Annotated in this window: 17 protein-coding genes; 3 read left to right on the plus strand and 14 right to left on the minus strand. The window is 44.3% G+C overall.

Features of this window, described 5'->3' with window-relative positions:
- Nucleotide 1: 1 nt before the first annotated feature.
- A complete protein-coding gene (gene secDF, locus M3234_RS10660) occupies nt 2-2,266 on the minus strand; it encodes a protein translocase subunit SecDF (protein ID WP_262304692.1) in 2,265 nt (754 codons plus the stop codon).
- A gap of 126 nt (nt 2,267-2,392) precedes the next feature.
- Entirely contained in the window at nt 2,393-2,689 is a 297-nt protein-coding gene (locus tag M3234_RS10665) for a post-transcriptional regulator (protein ID WP_262304693.1), read from the minus strand.
- Nucleotides 2,690-2,826: 137 nt separating this feature from the next.
- Between M3234_RS10665 and spoVB the strand changes: the two genes are divergently transcribed.
- Complete coding sequence (spoVB, locus tag M3234_RS10670; RefSeq protein WP_262304694.1) at nt 2,827-4,374, plus strand: stage V sporulation protein B; 1,548 nt, start codon at nt 2,827-2,829, stop codon at nt 4,372-4,374.
- Between the two features lie 39 nt (nt 4,375-4,413).
- Here spoVB and M3234_RS10675 read toward each other — a convergent pair whose 3' ends face one another.
- The gene (locus M3234_RS10675; RefSeq protein WP_262304695.1) at nt 4,414-5,073 is read right to left on the minus strand and encodes a DUF421 domain-containing protein; all 660 of its coding nucleotides are present in this window, start codon (nt 5,071-5,073) and stop codon (nt 4,414-4,416) included.
- A 164-nt stretch (nt 5,074-5,237) separates the two neighbouring features.
- Here M3234_RS10675 and M3234_RS10680 point away from each other — a divergent pair, with 164 nt between their 5' ends.
- Entirely contained in the window at nt 5,238-5,663 is a 426-nt protein-coding gene (locus M3234_RS10680; protein ID WP_262304696.1) for a TIGR04086 family membrane protein, read from the plus strand.
- An 83-nt stretch (nt 5,664-5,746) separates the two neighbouring features.
- Here M3234_RS10680 and yajC read toward each other — a convergent pair whose 3' ends face one another.
- The 10 genes from yajC to safA form a co-directional block, all read right to left on the minus strand.
- Complete coding sequence (yajC, locus tag M3234_RS10685) at nt 5,747-6,025, minus strand: preprotein translocase subunit YajC (RefSeq protein WP_066311697.1); 279 nt, start codon at nt 6,023-6,025, stop codon at nt 5,747-5,749.
- A 29-nt stretch (nt 6,026-6,054) separates the two neighbouring features.
- A complete protein-coding gene (gene tgt / locus M3234_RS10690; protein WP_262304697.1) occupies nt 6,055-7,194 on the minus strand; it encodes a tRNA guanosine(34) transglycosylase Tgt in 1,140 nt (379 codons plus the stop codon).
- A 125-nt stretch (nt 7,195-7,319) separates the two neighbouring features.
- Nucleotides 7,320-8,348 carry a tRNA preQ1(34) S-adenosylmethionine ribosyltransferase-isomerase QueA gene (gene queA, locus M3234_RS10695; protein WP_262304698.1) on the minus strand — a complete coding sequence of 343 codons (1,029 nt, stop codon included), beginning with the start codon at nt 8,346-8,348 and terminating at the stop codon, nt 7,320-7,322.
- A gap of 18 nt (nt 8,349-8,366) precedes the next feature.
- Nucleotides 8,367-8,573: a DUF2905 domain-containing protein gene (locus tag M3234_RS10700; protein WP_262304699.1), complete on the minus strand. Its 207-nt coding sequence runs from the start codon at nt 8,571-8,573 to the stop codon at nt 8,367-8,369.
- Complete coding sequence (gene ruvB, locus M3234_RS10705; RefSeq protein ID WP_262304700.1) at nt 8,570-9,571, minus strand: Holliday junction branch migration DNA helicase RuvB; 1,002 nt, start codon at nt 9,569-9,571, stop codon at nt 8,570-8,572. The genes M3234_RS10700 and ruvB overlap by 4 nt, the downstream gene beginning before the upstream one ends.
- A gap of 10 nt (nt 9,572-9,581) precedes the next feature.
- On the minus strand, nt 9,582-10,193 hold the full coding sequence (gene ruvA, locus M3234_RS10710) for a Holliday junction branch migration protein RuvA (protein ID WP_262304701.1): 612 nt from the start codon (nt 10,191-10,193) through the stop codon (nt 9,582-9,584).
- Between the two features lie 254 nt (nt 10,194-10,447).
- A complete protein-coding gene (locus tag M3234_RS10715) occupies nt 10,448-10,966 on the minus strand; it encodes an intercompartmental signaling factor BofC (RefSeq protein ID WP_262304702.1) in 519 nt (172 codons plus the stop codon).
- A 125-nt stretch (nt 10,967-11,091) separates the two neighbouring features.
- Complete coding sequence (locus M3234_RS10720) at nt 11,092-11,787, minus strand: YhcN/YlaJ family sporulation lipoprotein (RefSeq protein ID WP_262304703.1); 696 nt, start codon at nt 11,785-11,787, stop codon at nt 11,092-11,094.
- A gap of 94 nt (nt 11,788-11,881) precedes the next feature.
- Entirely contained in the window at nt 11,882-12,865 is a 984-nt protein-coding gene (locus tag M3234_RS10725; RefSeq protein WP_262304704.1) for an aminoglycoside phosphotransferase family protein, read from the minus strand.
- Entirely contained in the window at nt 12,852-14,591 is a 1,740-nt protein-coding gene (gene safA, locus M3234_RS10730; protein ID WP_262304705.1) for a SafA/ExsA family spore coat assembly protein, read from the minus strand. Before safA ends, M3234_RS10725 begins: the two co-directional genes overlap by 14 nt.
- A gap of 204 nt (nt 14,592-14,795) precedes the next feature.
- Here safA and M3234_RS10735 point away from each other — a divergent pair, with 204 nt between their 5' ends.
- Nucleotides 14,796-15,332 (plus strand): transcription repressor NadR, encoded by a 537-nt coding sequence (locus M3234_RS10735; protein WP_262304706.1) that lies wholly within the window; start codon nt 14,796-14,798, stop codon nt 15,330-15,332.
- A 151-nt stretch (nt 15,333-15,483) separates the two neighbouring features.
- On the opposite strand, the gene pheA is transcribed toward M3234_RS10735, so the two are convergent.
- On the minus strand, nt 15,484-16,338 hold the full coding sequence (gene pheA / locus M3234_RS10740) for a prephenate dehydratase (protein WP_262304707.1): 855 nt from the start codon (nt 16,336-16,338) through the stop codon (nt 15,484-15,486).
- Nucleotides 16,339-16,346: the final 8 nt, after the last annotated feature.

The following is a 16,346-nucleotide window of genomic DNA, read 5'->3' on the forward strand; positions in this document are numbered from 1 at the left end:
ATTAAACTTGTGGCTGATCGGAATATTTCCGTTTTTCTTTGACTGTTTTGATCACGCCTTTTTTCTTAAGTTCGCGGGTTTTAAACACATACCATAGCGGACCGGCTATACAGATGGATGAATACACACCTGCGATCAATCCTACAAATAAGGCAATCGAGAAGTTCAGAATCGATTCACTGCCAAAGAAGATTAAGGCAATGACCGTAACCAACACAGTAAATACGGTATTAACTGAACGATTTAAAGTCTGCCGGATACTGACGTTTAGAACTTCAGCAATGTCTTCATTGGTTTTAAGACGTTTTTTCTTATGCATGTTTTCGCGCATCCGGTCAAAGGTAACAATTGTATCGTTAATCGAATAACCGATGATTGTCAGGACGGCCGCAATAAACGTTAAGTCGACCTCAAGCCGAGTGATGCTGAAAAAAGCCACCATAAAGAATGCATCGTGGAGCAATGAGAAAATAGCGGAAATCGCCATCGCCCATTCGAAACGAACTGTAACATAAAGAACAATCCCGATGGAAGCAATAAGCAGCGCAATAACGCCATTTTTAGCAATTTCTTTACCGACTGTCGGTGAAACCGTACTTACATTTGGATCGTTGCCGAATTCCTTCTTCAATTCAGCTTTTAGCTTAGCGATTTCATCCTTTGTTAATACATCTTTAAGGCGTGCAGAGGCTCTTTCCTTGTTATCGCCAGAAATTAAAATATCATCTGTTTTAATGTTATGTTCATTTAAAACGGTTTCTACCTTTTGGGTAGTTAATGGTTGGTTCGATAATACCTCAATCCTGGTACCCTTTGAAAAATCAATCGATAAATTCAGCCGGAAAACGAGCAGTAATATAATTCCAAGCGCTAACAACGCCCCGGAAATAAGGAAAAATACTTTTCTTGGCTTAACAAAGTCCAGCTTGTCCCATCTCGTAGGAAGATCCAAGGTATCAAAGTTTTCAGCAATATCATGGATTGCTGATTCCTTGACGGCAAACCAGCTCTTCCTTTTATTTAAGAAGCCGCTATGCACCCATAATCCAAGAAATAACCGCGATAAGAATACTGCGGTTAAAAAGCTCAACGCGATACTGACTAAAAGCATGGTCGCAAATCCTTTAATTGAGCTTGTTCCATAGAAGAACAGGACAGCGGCTGCCAAAACCGTCGTTAAGTTTCCATCCAGGATGGAGGAGAATGAGTTTTTGCTTCCTGCTTGGTACGCGGACTTAACCGACTTTCCGACCTTCAGTTCCTCACGAATCCGTTCATAGGTAAGAATGTTGGCGTCTACCGCCATCCCGACCCCTAGAATGAGGGCCGCTATGCCCGGCAGTGTTAAGACAGCGTTCATCCAATCAAAGATTAAGAGCACTAGGAATATATAAACCGATAAGGTTACCGTTGCGATAAATCCAGGGAAACGATAATAGACAAGCATAAACAAATAAATAAGGGCAATACCGATAATACCAGCCAGAATTGTTTTATTTAACGCCTGCTCACCAAATTGCGCCCCGACGGAAGTTGAATAAACCTCTTTCAGTTTAACAGGAAGGGCACCGGCGTTTAATAAGGAAGCCAATGTTTGCGCTTCTTCCGCTGTAAAGCTGCCGACAATGGAAACCGTATTTTGGTTAAACACTTCATTTACCGTTGGTGCCGATAAAAATTTATGATTTTCCTTTGCGATTTCAGATTTAAAGGAGTCTTTGCCTTCTTCGAAATCCATCCAAATAACCAAGTAATTATTTGGTCTCATATTGACAATTTCTTGAGTAACCTTACGAAACTTTTCCGCACTCTTTAATGTCAGCGAAACGCTTGGAGCTCCGTTTTCATCAAACGTTTGCTTGGCTCCGCCTTCCTTCAAGTCTGTGCCATCCATCTTCAGTTTATCATTGGCATCCCGGAAGGTCAGATTAGCTTGTGTAGACAGTATTTCCCGGGCTTCATTTTGGTCCTCAACACCGGCCAATTGGACACGAATCCGGTTCGTGCCTTCAATTTGAATATTAGGCTCACTAACACCAAGAACATTGATCCGCTTATCAAGCGCCTTGGCAGTGCTGGCCAATACATCACTATCAATTTTTTGGCCTTTTTTCGCAGGCTGCACTTCGTAAAGTACTTCAAAGCCCCCTTGTAAGTCCAATCCAAGCTTGATGTTTTTTAGAATCCCATTTGTTGTTACTCCCATTGTGCTTCCCAATAATACAAGGATTAACAGGAAGGCCACAATCCGACTGCGTTTCACCATTATGTATTGTTCCTCCTTAATGCGCCGTGCAAAAGGCACTTACAAAAGCTGCAAAAAAAATAAAAAAGTCACTGCTACCATTATGGAATAACTCACAAAGAGTGTCAATTTACAAAAAATTGATCCTCATTTCAATAATTCTCTTAACTCGTTTTCATCTTCAAATGAGAACTCAGCTGTTTTATAGGCTTCGATTTGTGCATAGCTTAGATAATCGCTTACTTTCACCGAGAGGATGTCCTGGATGATCTCAAAAAGCTTCGCTTCTTCTTTTGCCTTGCGCCATTTTTTCTTGATTAAAAATCCCCAAAATTCCTGCTCTGTAACCGCGTCATACCCAAGCAGGCGAAACTCTTCCAATTTGCTGATGATTGCCGGTTGTACCTGTGTGCGCAATTCATCATGACCAAGGCTATGTTCCATGTCATCTTCCCCCTCGGAGAAACTCTCCCGATATAATAAAAATACAAAAAGCCGGACAACTTGTCATGCTTTGTCCACCATGGTGCATATAGTTAATTGTATATGATTTCGCCTATTTTGAGAAGGTGGGAAGTGGAATGTCTAAGTTTTTAAAAGGGACTTTCATCCTGTTGATTGCCGGATTAATTACACGAGTCCTTGGTTTTATTTATCGGATTGTCCTCGCGCGCAGCATTGGCGAAGAAGGCGTCGGTTTATATATGATGGCTTATCCAACCTTTATTCTTCTGGTAACGATTGTCCAGCTCGGGCTGCCAGTGGCCATCTCGAAAAATATTGCCGAGGCGGAGGCAAAGAAGGATTATGGTGAAATTAAAAAAATACTTGTGGTATCCCTTTCGATCACCATTTCGTTGTCGCTTATTCTTACGCCAGCATTAATCCTATTGGGCCCCCTTTTATCGACCACACTATTTACGGATGATAGGACGTATTATCCTTTAATGGCGATTATTCCTGCTGTTCCGATTATCGCTGTCTCATCCGTATTAAGGGGCTACTTCCAAGGACGGCAGAATATGCGGCCGTCCGCGTTTTCGCAGATTTTGGAGCAGCTAGTTAGAATTGCATTAATTGCATCCGTTACAAAAGCTTTTTTTCCGTATGGTGTTGAATATGCTGCAGCAGCTGCAATGGCCGCGTCCGTCATTGGCGAACTGGTTTCGCTTATTTACCTACTCACTACCTTCAAATTGAAAAAGCGCTTTAAATTACGGAAGAATTTCTTCCAATTTGTCCACAAAGGAAAACGAACATTCAATGATTTAATGAGTATCGCGTTACCGACGATGGGGAGCAGAATGATTGGGTCCGTCGCTTGGTTTTTCGAACCGATCGTGGTGGCCCACAGCCTGGCGATTGCCGGTGTGCTCGCCATGGATGCAACAAAGCAATACGGCGCTTTAACTGGCTACGCGATGCCGCTGTTAATGCTGCCGTCCTTTGTTACCTTTTCATTGGCAACCTCACTTGTTCCGGCAATTAGCGAGGCCAATTCAATGAGAAACTTTAAACTGATTGAATACCGGCTGCAGCAGGCATTGCGCTGGACCTTTCTAACGGGCGGACTGGCTGTGATTGTTCTCTATGTACTGGCAGACCCGCTTATGCAGCTGATGTACGGTTCCAACAAAGGTGCCTATTTCATAAAGCTGATGGCACCGTTCTTTTTGTTTTATTATTATCAGGGCCCTCTTCAGGCGGTCCTCCAGGCGTTAAATCTAGCAAGAGCGGCGATGATCAATAGCCTGATTGGGGCCATCGTCAAAACAACTGTCATCTTCCTCTTGGCCTCCCAGGCCTCCTTCGGGATTACCGGGGCAGCCCTAGGGATTATCGTCGGTTTTGTCCTGGTGACCATTCTGCATTTTGCCACCGTGTTGAAAAAGGTGTCCATTTCCTTATACATTCGTGACTATGCAAAAGGGTTTGTCGCCATGGGCGCTGCCGGCTGGCTTGGGTATTGGATATTTGAACATGTTTTTATTGCAGAGCATTTAGCGGTTCGAGTGCTATCCTCCGCTACCGGAATGGGAATAGCCTATTTGGCCATTTTACTGGTTTTAGGGCTGATTAAACGGGAAGAACTGCAGCGCATCCCCTGGATCGGCAGCCTGTTTGCCTGAAAAATAAGGAAGACACGCCTACGGTTAATTAGCGTGTCTTTATTGTTCATCCATTAGGTCAACGAAAAATTTTCCATTCTCAAAGCTGCAAAATGAGATTTTTTTTATGTCGCGATAGCCTTGCTTTTTCAGTTCTTGGCGCAGCCATAGATTTGTTTTATTGATTTTTCGCAAATTTTCTTCATCAATTGTCCCATCCAGGATCAACGGAATCGTGATATCCCCGGATTTGGGTTCATTGTTGGTCATTTGTTTTTCGATGACAGACAGGCTGCCGGAGGACTCCAAAATGGCAAACTCAACATCAGCGATGCTGCGGATATCTTTCTCCCGCAGCTGGGTCATTAAATCGTCAAAATTATATCGCTGTTTCCTCATCACGTCCTCATCTACTTTTCCCCTGTTGATAATAATGCTCGGTTTCCCGTCTACCAAATCGCGAAATTTTTTACTTTTCAAAGAAAAAAATGCCATTGAAATTTGGATGAGCATTAAAATAACCATGGGCAGGATTGCATCGAAAATCCGGACGTTTGGCCGCTCAATCGCCACAACCGCCAATTCGCCTATCATGATAAACACAACAAGGTCAAGAATACTTAATTCGCCAATTTCACGTTTTCCCATTATCCTAAAAATAATATGGATTAATATATATAAGATGAGAGTTCGAAAAATAATCTGCAAAAAATTCTCCACAGCCAGTTCGCTCCTTTACATGATTCAATTATATAGTGTCTACAACACTTGAAAATTCATGAAAGGAATTACCTTCCAAAAAGGTGAAAATTTTAATTCTACTTTAGGACACCCCTGAATACGCTTGTACTAAGAAAGAATCTGTTTTTCCGGGGCAAAGTTTATTGTCAGTCTGCCGGAAGCGGAAGGGGGAGAGAAAAATCGAATCAAGAAGCTATGGTACTGCAATACTGTTTGGCTTGATTTTCATCTTTGGCTTTGCAGTGATCTGCAGCCTGATTTTTTCCTTTATTCTTAGGTTTACATCCACCCAAGAGTCAACACTCCAATATATTGTGACAGCTTTATCCTTTGTCGGACTATTTGGGGGCGGGTTTTTGTCGGGAGGCAAGAAAAAGGAGAAAGGCTGGCTAATTGGCGGATTAACCGGCCTCATTTACTCGTTGATTGTATTTTTATTCCAATATCTAGGCTACGACCGCCTGTTTGATGCGGAGCAGGTTATTTATCATACCTGCTATACATTGATTGCGATGATGGGCGGGATTTTAGGGGTTAATATCGCGAACAGTAATTCCAGAACCGCGTAAAACAGAAAAAGGAAGCCATTCCAGGAGGAGGGCTTCCTTTTTAAAATTGTCTAGCTCCAAAGCCTAAAGGCTCGATTTTCGATTTAAACTTCGGCCGTTTTCGCAGATTCCGTAACTTCACGGATCGCAGAACGGTCGTATGTAAGACGGCTGCCGTCTCCACACTTAATCACGACTTTATTTTCATCAATAGAGTCAATAAAACCATGCAAGCCGCCAATCGTGACGATTTTGTCACCCTTCTTCAAATCGCTTTGCATTTGCTGAACCGCTTTTTGGCGTTTCTGCTGGGGACGAATTAGTAAGAAATAAAACAATACAAACATTAAAATTAATGGAATGAGTGTACTTGCTCCCTGCATCTTGTTTCCCTCCTTTCAAAAATCATCTATTAGAAATTTTTTGCATCCGGTTTGTTGAAACCATATTGCTCAAAAAATTCTTCGCGGAAATCACCAAGCCGGTCTTCCATAATGGCTTGTCTGACTTTCTCCATTAATCTTAACAGAAAATAGAGATTATGATAAGACGTTAATCGTATTCCAAACGTTTCATTACAGCGAATTAAGTGACGAATATAAGCACGGCTGTAATTTCGGCATGTATAGCAATCGCACTCGGGGTCAAGAGGACCATAATCTCTCGCATATTGCGCATTTTTTACGACTAGGCGCCCCTGGCTAGTCATCAAAGTACCGTTTCTGGCTATCCTTGTCGGCAAAACACAGTCAAACATATCTATTCCGCGAATTGCCCCGTCAATCAAGGAGTCCGGCGAACCGACGCCCATCAAATAGCGCGGTTTATTGGACGGTAGGAGCGGCGTCGTAAATTCGAGCACCCGATTCATCACATCTTTTGGTTCACCGACTGACAGTCCGCCAACCGCATAGCCCGGAAAATCTAGCGAAACAAGATCTTTAGCGCTTTGACGGCGCAGTTCCTCATATTCGCCGCCTTGAACGATGCCAAACAATCCCTGATCTTCCGGCCGTTGATGGGCCTTTAAGCAGCGTTCGGCCCAGCGTGATGTCCGCTCGACTGACTTTTTCATATATTCGAAGGTTGCCGGATATGGCGGACACTCGTCGAATGCCATCATAATATCGGAACCGAGGGCATTTTGGATTTCCATTGCCTTTTCCGGTGACAAAAATAATTTTTCACCGCTGAGGTGGTTGCGGAAATGGACGCCCTCCTCCTCAATTTTCCTGAACTCACTTAAACTAAACACCTGAAACCCGCCGGAATCGGTCAAAATCGCCCGGTCCCAGTTCATAAATTTATGCAGGCCGCCTGCTTCCTTGATGATCTCATGTCCGGGACGGAGCCATAAATGATAGGTATTGCTTAAAATAATCCCAGCACCCATTTCTTTCAGGTCCTCTGGCGACATTGTTTTCACCGTCGCCAGCGTACCAACAGGCATGAACGCTGGAGTATCAAATGACCCATGCGGAGTATGGACACGGCCAAGCCTTGCCCCCGTTTGTTTACATGTTTTAATTAATTCATAGGTAATCGCAGTCAAAATCTTTTCTCCTTCCAAAAGGCGGTGTGAGCAGAGCAAAGCTAAAACTTATTTAAGCGAGATTGTATTTTTTATAGCAAGCTTCGCTAAAGTGATTCACTTATACGGCGCTCCGCCCCTTTTCTTTAGATGATAAACATCGCATCACCAAAGCTGAAAAACCGGTAGCGCTCCTCCACTGCAGTGTTGTAGGCCCGTAAAATGTTTTCCCTTCCTGCCAAAGCGCTGACCAACATAATTAGGGTTGACTTCGGCAAGTGAAAATTGGTAATCATGCCATCGATGGCTTTAAATTGATAACCAGGGTAAATGAAAATACTGGTCCAGCCGCTGCCTTCAACAAAGCGGCCATCGTTGGCGGAGGCAATCGTCTCCAAAGTCCGGGTAGAAGTCGTCCCGACCGTAATAATTCTTCCACCGCTCTCTCTTACTTCGTTCAACAACCTGGCGGTCCCTTCGGTTACCATATAAAACTCGGAATGCATGTCATGGCCTTCTACATCATCCACACTGACCGGTCTGAAGGTTCCAAGCCCCACATGTAACGTAATAAAGGTTACATGGACACCTTTTGCTTGTATCTCCTCGAGCAGCTCTTCGGTAAAATGCAGGCCTGCTGTCGGCGCTGCCGCAGAACCAGGTTCACGGGCATAGACCGTCTGGTAACGGTCGCGGTCCTCAAGCTGTTCTTTTATGTATGGCGGCAAGGGCATTTCTCCCAGTTGATCAAGAACTTCATAGAATATTCCCTCGTATGTAAACTCTAGAGTTCGGCCGCCATGCTCGGAAGTTCCCGTACAAACCGCTTTAAGGAGGCCATCCCCGAAGTCGATTTCCGTACCTTCCTTGACCCGCTTCGCCGGCTTTACCAGCGTCTCCCATTGGTCGCCTTCCATTTGTTTTAGAAGGAGCACCTCGATTTTGGCGCCGGTATCGGTTTTGACACCAAAAAGGCGTGCCGGAAGAACCTTGGTATCATTTAACACAAGGCAATCCCCTTCACGCAAATATTGGGTTATATTTTTAAAAACCTCATGTTTCATTACGCCCGTTTCTTTATCCACTATCATTAATCGGCTGTCAGTTCTAGTTTTTAACGGAACCTGAGCAATTAAGTCTTCAGGCAAATGAAAATCAAACAAATCTACTTTCACAAAAACACACCTTACTTTTTATCGAAATCGTCCGATGAAATAAAATATTGCAGATAAAATAATGCTTACAACAATAGATGTGACAAGCGGGAAATAAAATGTAGTATTCCCTTTTTTAATGACAATATCCCCGGGAAGCTTACCTAGATGCAAAAACGGCATTAAAAACCCGATTAGAAAAATAACCGCGCCAATAATCATCAACGATTTGGATAGGCCTGTCACGGCGCTGGCACCTCCATGCCAAAATGATGATAAACATTTGCTGTCACGATTCGCCCCCTTGGAGTACGCTGGAGGAACCCAATTTGCAGAAGATAGGGTTCATAAACATCCTCTATCGTTTCAGCCTCTTCACCGATTGATGCCGCAATGGTATCTAGCCCGACAGGACCCCCGCGGAATTTTTCAATGATTCCTTTGAGCAGCTTGTGGTCGATATGGTCGAGGCCAAGCCTGTCAACCTGCAGGAGTTCCAACGCTTCTCTTGCGAGCGGAAGATCGATAGAGCCGTTGCTCTTGACCTGGGCAAAGTCACGCACCCTTCTGAGCAGGCGGTTGGCAATCCTTGGGGTCCCCCTTGCTCTTCTTGCGATTTCTGCTGCCGACTGGCCATCAATTTCCGTTTCGAATAATTCGGCCGTGCGTTTCACAATGCTTGTCAGTTCATCTTCTTTATAATACTCGAGCCGGCTCAAAACTCCAAATCTGTCGCGGAGCGGTGCCGATAACGCCCCTGCCCTTGTAGTAGCACCGACAAGCGTAAACGGCGGGAGATCAAGGCGGACGGATCTGGCAGTCTGACCTTTACCAATCACGATATCAAGGCAAAAATCTTCCATCGCCGGGTACAGGACCTCTTCAATTGATTTAGGCAAGCGGTGAATCTCATCGATAAATAACACATCACCGGGTTCAAGTGCCGTAAGAATGGCCGCTAGGTCCCCTGGCCGTTCTATCGCCGGTCCTGAAGTTGTCCGAATGTTAACACCCATCTCATTGGCGATGATTACCGCGAGAGTCGTCTTTCCGAGGCCTGGTGGCCCATATAAGAGGACATGGTCCAATGTCTCGCCGCGAAGCTTAGCCGCTTTGATGAAAACCTCAAGATTCCCTTTTACCTGCTCCTGGCCAATGTATTGCCTTAAGGTTTGCGGCCTTAGGCTCTGCTCAAAGCTTATTTCACTTTCGTTCACTTCACTGGAAATGATCCGGTCTTCCATTGATTATCACCTATTTCAAAAGCCGCTGCAGGGCCTTTTTAATATATTGGTCTGTTGACAACTGTTCTTTGCTCAGTTCCGGTGAAATCTTTTTAATTTCCTTATCGGAATAACCTAACGCCCTCAGGGCAAGAATAGCTTCTTCAAGCGCCAGGTTATCTGTCTTCGCCTGTGTTGGCAGCTTATCGGCATTAAATAAATTTGGAAAATAATCAGGGACAATGGACTCCAACTTGCCCTTTAAATCCAGAATCATCTGGCGCGCCGTTTTCTTACCCACGCCCGGGAATTTTACCAGGAAAGCTTCGTCTTCGTTTTCAATCGCGGCAATAACTTGCTGGACCTCTCCAGACGCTAGAATGGCCAGCGCACCCTTCGGCCCGATGCCCGATACATTTAAAAGCTTGGTAAACAGCATTTTTTCTTCCCTTGTTTGGAATCCGTATAACGCCATGATATCTTCGCGAACATAGTGGTATGTATAAACAGTAACCATTGTTTGCATTTTACCGGAATAAGCAAACGGATTAGGCGCGGCAATTTGATAGCCGATCCCGTTGTTCTCAATGACAATATATTCCGGTCCGACAAATTCGACGGTTCCTTTAATAAATTCGTACAATCCGATTCTCTCCCAAATTTTCTCTCGAAAAATTTCTCTACGTGCATTTTTCGCACTGTATTTCATTCTAACATACAACCTTGAACTATTTGAAGAAAAGTAAATGAAAACTTGCCGATTGGCGAGTCCGTTAGGACGAAGGCAGAGGCGTAGTTGAATTTATGCGACATAAGAAAATTGGAAAATTTTGCAATTTCTTATTAGCCAAAAAAAATCAGCCTGATTCAACTAAAAACAGTCTGATTTAGAATGGATTATTCATTTTTTATCGAATACGGTTTGAATGTTTCCAAAACCTCTACATAACGGTCCTTTGTTTTGATCGGTATCCCCTGCAACAATTCCTGCTGGGCTTTGCTTTCAAGCTTTTTAACATCTATTTGAAAAAATGATTGGATAATTCGCGAACGGTCTGGCCGCCCATTAAAAATCGTCAAAACTCCATCCTCCGTCAAGCCGAAATACCCGTTTGCCTTTAACAAAGGAGAAATATCGTCAACCTGCTTTTTAAAAACAAAGGTTGATTCATCATTTCTGAGGAGCTGCCATTGGTCATATTTAGCCCAAAAGTTCTCCATCGACCAGCATGTCTCCTGTATGACCTCCTGGCTGATTTCGCCATCCAAATAATTTCGTTCCAAAATTACCGTGATCTGCAGCGGTTCCTGATTAAGTTGGGCGCCAGCTTTAGTTGGTGTTCCCCAAATCGCATCGCCGGCTAAAATGGCAAGAATGACTGGTACCGCCATTATCGCTTTTCGATTGAACCTCATGCTACTCACCTCTTCCTCGGAAGAATTGAACAAACTTTACATTACTAGTTTAGCCTTATTTTCCCTTTTTATCCTTGATAGATAAATGGCAAAAGGACAAAGCACAATCGCTTTGTCCTTAGGGATTAATTTGGCTCCGGCTGGCGGACCTCATTGTTGATGTTGCGGTCGCGGCCAAGCGCCCCTTCATCCGTATCGACCTTTACAGATCGGTCGTTCACAAGAGGCTGTACCGCATTTTTAATTGCGCGCTTTGTTTCGGCGGCTCTGCTTTGATCATTTAATTTTACCGAGATCCGGACAGTATTGCCATAGGAAACGGACCGGATACTACGAACATTATCGATATCTCGTACCCTGTTTCTGATTTGATCCGTTATTCGCTCTTGAAATCCTGGATCGACCACAGAACCGGCATTCGTATTGCCGATATCTTTATTTAAATGGCCGTGGTAATTTACATCGCTTGTACTGAACCGGTTATCGCGCTGGAACCAGTTGCGGTCTGTTTTTGCTAAAGGTGTCGTCGGATTTTTTGGATGCCCGTTTTTATCTTTTTCTTGAAGCATCTTCCTTCTGTTTTCCTTGTCGAGACGGCCCTCATCCCCCAAATTATGATCCATCATCTCCATCAGTCCGCCGTCATTATCCCGCAGAAAACCATTGTTAGTAGCCCGATGATTTTCATTTGAATAATATCCGAGTGGAAGTGCATTATTATTGGAATCATTGGCGGTTGATCGGTCATTGTTGTTGGCGCAGCCCGCTGCTCCAGCCAGCAAAAGAAGGGATAAAGGAATCATCCACCGTTTCTTGTTCAAGCGAAAAACCCCCTCGCGCAAATCTGAGCATTTTCCATGCTCATGATTAGGTTGTGATTTAGGGGGAATTTCATTCTATTGCGAACCTACATGATTATTCCAACATATCCTTCAATTTTTCAATAAACTTTTTCCTGTTGTTAAATTGTCCAATCGACAAGTCGGTGACCGAGTTTAATTTTTTTTGATCTCGATACCAATTTTCCCTAATAATTCGATTCCACTCGCGATAAATGTCAGCAGGATAGACCAAGGCAGTTAGGAATGCCTGATCGTTCAAATATTTCTTAAGTTGTTTGTGGCTGAACAGTTTATCCAACGACCAATCTAGATAGGGCAGAATGCGGTTGGCATACTGCAAATAATCGTAAGCCGGAGGGCCGATATTAATTAAATCAAAATCAATCAGATAAAGCTGCCCGGCCCGATTGCGCATAAAATTATGATGGGCTACGTCACCATGAAGGATCACCTGTGGTTCGTCCCCGAAGTCTAATTCATTATAAATTTTTGATAAAGACCATTGACCCCATGAGAGGATTTCATTTGTATAATGTTCGGCAATAAAATAGCGGAGGAAGTGAAGATTATTGGCAAATTGCTGAAATCTACCCACCCATTTCCCAGTAATGTCTCCTTGTGGCAGCAAAGTCCGATATCTCGCTTCAAATGCTGCCGTTGACTGGTGGAATCGCTCCAGCAGGTCTAATCCTTCCTGGCGATTTTTTTGTGAATGGTAGGAAAAAACGGTTTTACTAGGTGGAATATATTCGATGCAGCCATAATAAGTGCCATCAAAAAACAACTGTGAATGGACCGGTGGAACAAGGAACTTGTATGTGTTTAAAAACCCCTCTTTTCTAAGAGTGTCTGTAAAGGCCTCTTGCAGTTTAAGTCTTTGATTTGTTTGATATCCTTTTACAATAAACGATTGTTTTTTCGTTTTTACAAAAAATACATTCTCCCGAAGCGCGCGAAATGTAACGACGTCTTCCTTAAACTGCGATTGAAAATAAGAGAAGAGACGATCGAGGTAGGAATCGTCTCTCATGTTGTCGTTATTATTAACTGCTCTCATCGGAATAACCTTGTGTTCCAAAGGAATCTGTTCCGACCGGTCCTATGCCGTAGGGGTTCATAAACGGCGGCTGGGCCACATTCAGAGGTGCTTTATATGGCGCACTGTAAATGGGCGGGGTTGGCGGTACAAAGGTTGGCTGCTCCGGTACTGGAGCCTGGGCCGTTGCCCCGCATCCGCAATCCTCTAATGAGCCTGTTCCAACCGGCAGGCTTTGCTGCTGAGTGCTGCCGGCCTGCATCATTGCTGGCGATGATTCCACTTCATAAGACGGAAACGCTCCCGGTGCTCCTGCCATTTGCGGGTAACCGTAAGGCGTGGCGCCATATGGTGTTCGTGTTCCTGTCCCGTAAGGCGATCCCATTTGCGGATTACCCATTGTTCCGTCAGGACCGGATGGCATTGACGGACCATATCCCATCCCCGTTGGATATCCGCCTTGCATTGGCATTCCGGCCGGATTGGCGCCTAATTCCGCCTGCCCTTGGGGGAATCCAGGTGTTTGCCCATATCCCATTGGCATTTGATTATATCCCATTGGCGTCTGCCCATATCCCATGGACATTTGATCATAGCCCATCGGCATTTGGCCGTAACCCATTGGCATTTGGCCATAGCCTGCTGGATATTGGCCTTGCGGAAATTGGCCGTAACCTGCCGGATATTGACCCGCCGGCATTTGCTCATAACCCATTGGTGCCCCGTACGCTCCAGGCATCTGACCAGCTGGCATTTGGCCGTAGGCGCCCGGCATCTGCGCGTATCCGGCCGGGTCCATTGTCATCGGCTGCTGATAACCAGGATTAAATGTGGTCCCCATCATGGCCCCTGGATTTCCTGCACCCATTACTGGCATTTGTGGCATAAATGATGAAGATTCATCACCAAAATGTTGCGGCATGTAACCTCCTACTGGCGGCATAGCTGCCGAAGCACCGGCTACCATTCCTGGTGTATAACCTGGGGCCATCCCGGGCGCCATCCCCGCTCCCATCGGCATGGCCATTCCTGGCTGATAAGGCATGGCCGGCATCACCGGGAAACCGCCAAATGGCGGACAAAATCCTGGACCAGGCATAACAGGCGTGACAGGAACACAATATTCCTGTACCGGCATTTCAACTGGTGTTGGTATTGGTGCAGGAATAGGATTAGCTTGAATTGGGAGCGGGGCCGGAATAGGATTTGCTTTTATCGGAACTTCCTTCATCGGCATTTCTTTTATCGGCATTTCTTTTATCGGCATTTCTTTGATTGGAACTTCTTTTATCGGAATTTCCTTCTTTGGAATCTCTTTTGCAGGAAGTATAGGCATTTTTGGCTGTTCCTTTTTTACCTCCATTTTTTGCATCTTTGTAATGTAATATTTATCGATTTCTATTTCAGGTGCTACTTGCAAAGGCATTTTTGGAGTATAAGGTGCTTTCGGCACTTCCTTGATGATCGGCTGCTCTTTTATCGGCACTTCTTTTACTGGCATTTCCTTAATGGGTGCCTCTTTTTTCGGCATCTCTTTTATCGGCGCTTCTTTTTTCACTCCCAGATGGACAGGCCCTTCTTTTTTAATGGATCCTCCTGAAGTAGGAACCTTTATTTTCATACCGGGCATAATCATATCAGGGTTGCTGAGCTGTGTGTTCATCTTTTTCAGCTCTTCAAAATTCACGCCGTACTTCTGAGCGATCTTCCAAAGAGTATCCCCTTTCTGTACGATATGGATCTTCACTCTGATTTCCCTCCTATGCATAAGTCCATATAGTGTATGTGTAAATGGGCAAAGTGCTATCATTCTTCAAAAAAACTTATGCTAATTTTTATCAAATTATGTTTGTACCGGCAAAAGACCCTATTGGCTTCGGGTTGGGATGAATTTTAATTTGGTACACAGTATGTTAAAATTGGTAATCATGCTGATTCGTAAGGAGCGTTTTTGATGGAACAGAAGAAGATTCTTGGGGAAGAGCGGAGACAATATATCTTGCAATTACTGAAATCAAGTACTGCGCCGATAACCGGGAGTGAACTGGCCGAGCGAACAAATGTCAGCCGGCAGGTTATCGTTGGCGACATAACGCTGCTTAAGGCTAAAAATGAACCCATTATCGCGACCAGTCAAGGGTACATGTACTTGCTGCAGGCAGCCAATGCCCAGGTGGTTGAACGTACCATTGCCTGCCGCCATACACCTGAGGAGACAGAAAAGGAATTGATTATTTTTGTCGATCATGGAGTAACAGTAAAGGATGTGCGGATAGAACATGCGGTTTACGGAGACCTCACCGCTTCGATTATGGTTTCCAACAGGCAGGAAGTAAAGCAGTTTATGGAAAAAGTCCGCACTACAAAAGCATCATTTTTATCAGAATTAACAGGCGGGATTCATCTGCACACTGTTTCGGCAGGGAGTAAAGATGCACTGGATAAGGTGGAGGAAGTACTTAGGGCGGAAGGGTTATTGATGGTTTAATAAGGTTTGTGGAGAAAGAAAGTCCGTAGAATGCGATTCCTGCGGACATTTTTATTGATTTTCCATACCATTTTGTCCGCAGAACACATTCCTGCGGACATTTTTGTTAATTTTCCAAACCGTTTTGTCCGCAGAACACTAAATTTTTAAGTTAGTTTAATTCCAGCATAATCTTAGGGTAGCTTCCGAGCACTTTCACACCGCAGCCCAGTGCTTCCATTTCCGCAATTGCACCTGGAATCAAGACTTCATCCAGTTTCATTTCAATATCGATGACAAAAAAGTAATTTCCAATTCCTGTTTTCATTGGACGCGATTCAATTTTTGAGAGATTCAATCTCCGCCAAGCGAATGCCGACAGTACCTGATGCAACGCCCCTGCTTGGTCGGATGGCAGCGTCACCATCAACGTAGTTTTATAATAATTTGCCCCGCTAAACTCTAGCAGTTGCTCCTGTTTTTCGGTCAACACGACAAAACGTGTGTGATTATAATCAAAGTCATGAATATTTCTTTTTACAATTGTCAGCCCATACTCCTCGGCCGCCAATTCGTTGGCAATCGCCGCAATTTTGCTTTCCGGAGTTTCTTGAACCAACTTTGCTGCAGCGGCAGTCGATGATTTACTTTCAGAAGGCACCCCTTTAAATTGTTTATGTAAAAAACGGTGACACTGGGCAATCGCATGAGAATGGCTATAAATTCTCGTTACCTCCTGCCAGTTTTCGGCGTTGGCGGGATGAACCATAAAATGCTGTTTAATAGGAAGGGTTATTTCCCCAACAATCGGAATATCCACCTCCTGGGTCAAATAATCAAGCGTTATGTTAACAGAGCCCTCCAAAGCGTTTTCGAGCGGAACCACGGCAAGGTCAATATCGTTGTTAACAACGGCATCCATGCATTCGGGTATGGTCTGAAAAGGTAGATGTTCTTGCGTATTAAATACCTTTTTAACCGCGAGTTCAGTAAATGTTGCCTTTGGACCTAAATATCCTACTTTCAATTTTCCTC

This window comes from Neobacillus niacini (genome assembly GCF_023715785.1).
Classification (GTDB): Bacteria; Bacillota; Bacilli; order Bacillales; family Cytobacillaceae; genus Neobacillus; species Neobacillus niacini_E.

Coding starts and splice junctions, on each gene's coding strand:
- M3234_RS10665 (WP_262304693.1), bottom strand. CDS start 2,689: ATGGAACATAGCCTTGGTCATGATGAATTGCGCACACAGGTACAACCG.
- M3234_RS10725 (WP_262304704.1), bottom strand. CDS start 12,865: ATGAGAGCAGTTAATAATAACGACAACATGAGAGACGATTCCTACCTC.
- M3234_RS10715 (WP_262304702.1), bottom strand. CDS start 10,966: ATGAGGTTCAATCGAAAAGCGATAATGGCGGTACCAGTCATTCTTGCC.
- ruvB (WP_262304700.1), bottom strand. CDS start 9,571: ATGGAAGACCGGATCATTTCCAGTGAAGTGAACGAAAGTGAAATAAGC.
- secDF (WP_262304692.1), bottom strand. CDS start 2,266: ATGGTGAAACGCAGTCGGATTGTGGCCTTCCTGTTAATCCTTGTATTA.
- spoVB (WP_262304694.1), top strand. CDS start 2,827: ATGTCTAAGTTTTTAAAAGGGACTTTCATCCTGTTGATTGCCGGATTA.
- yajC (WP_066311697.1), bottom strand. CDS start 6,025: ATGCAGGGAGCAAGTACACTCATTCCATTAATTTTAATGTTTGTATTG.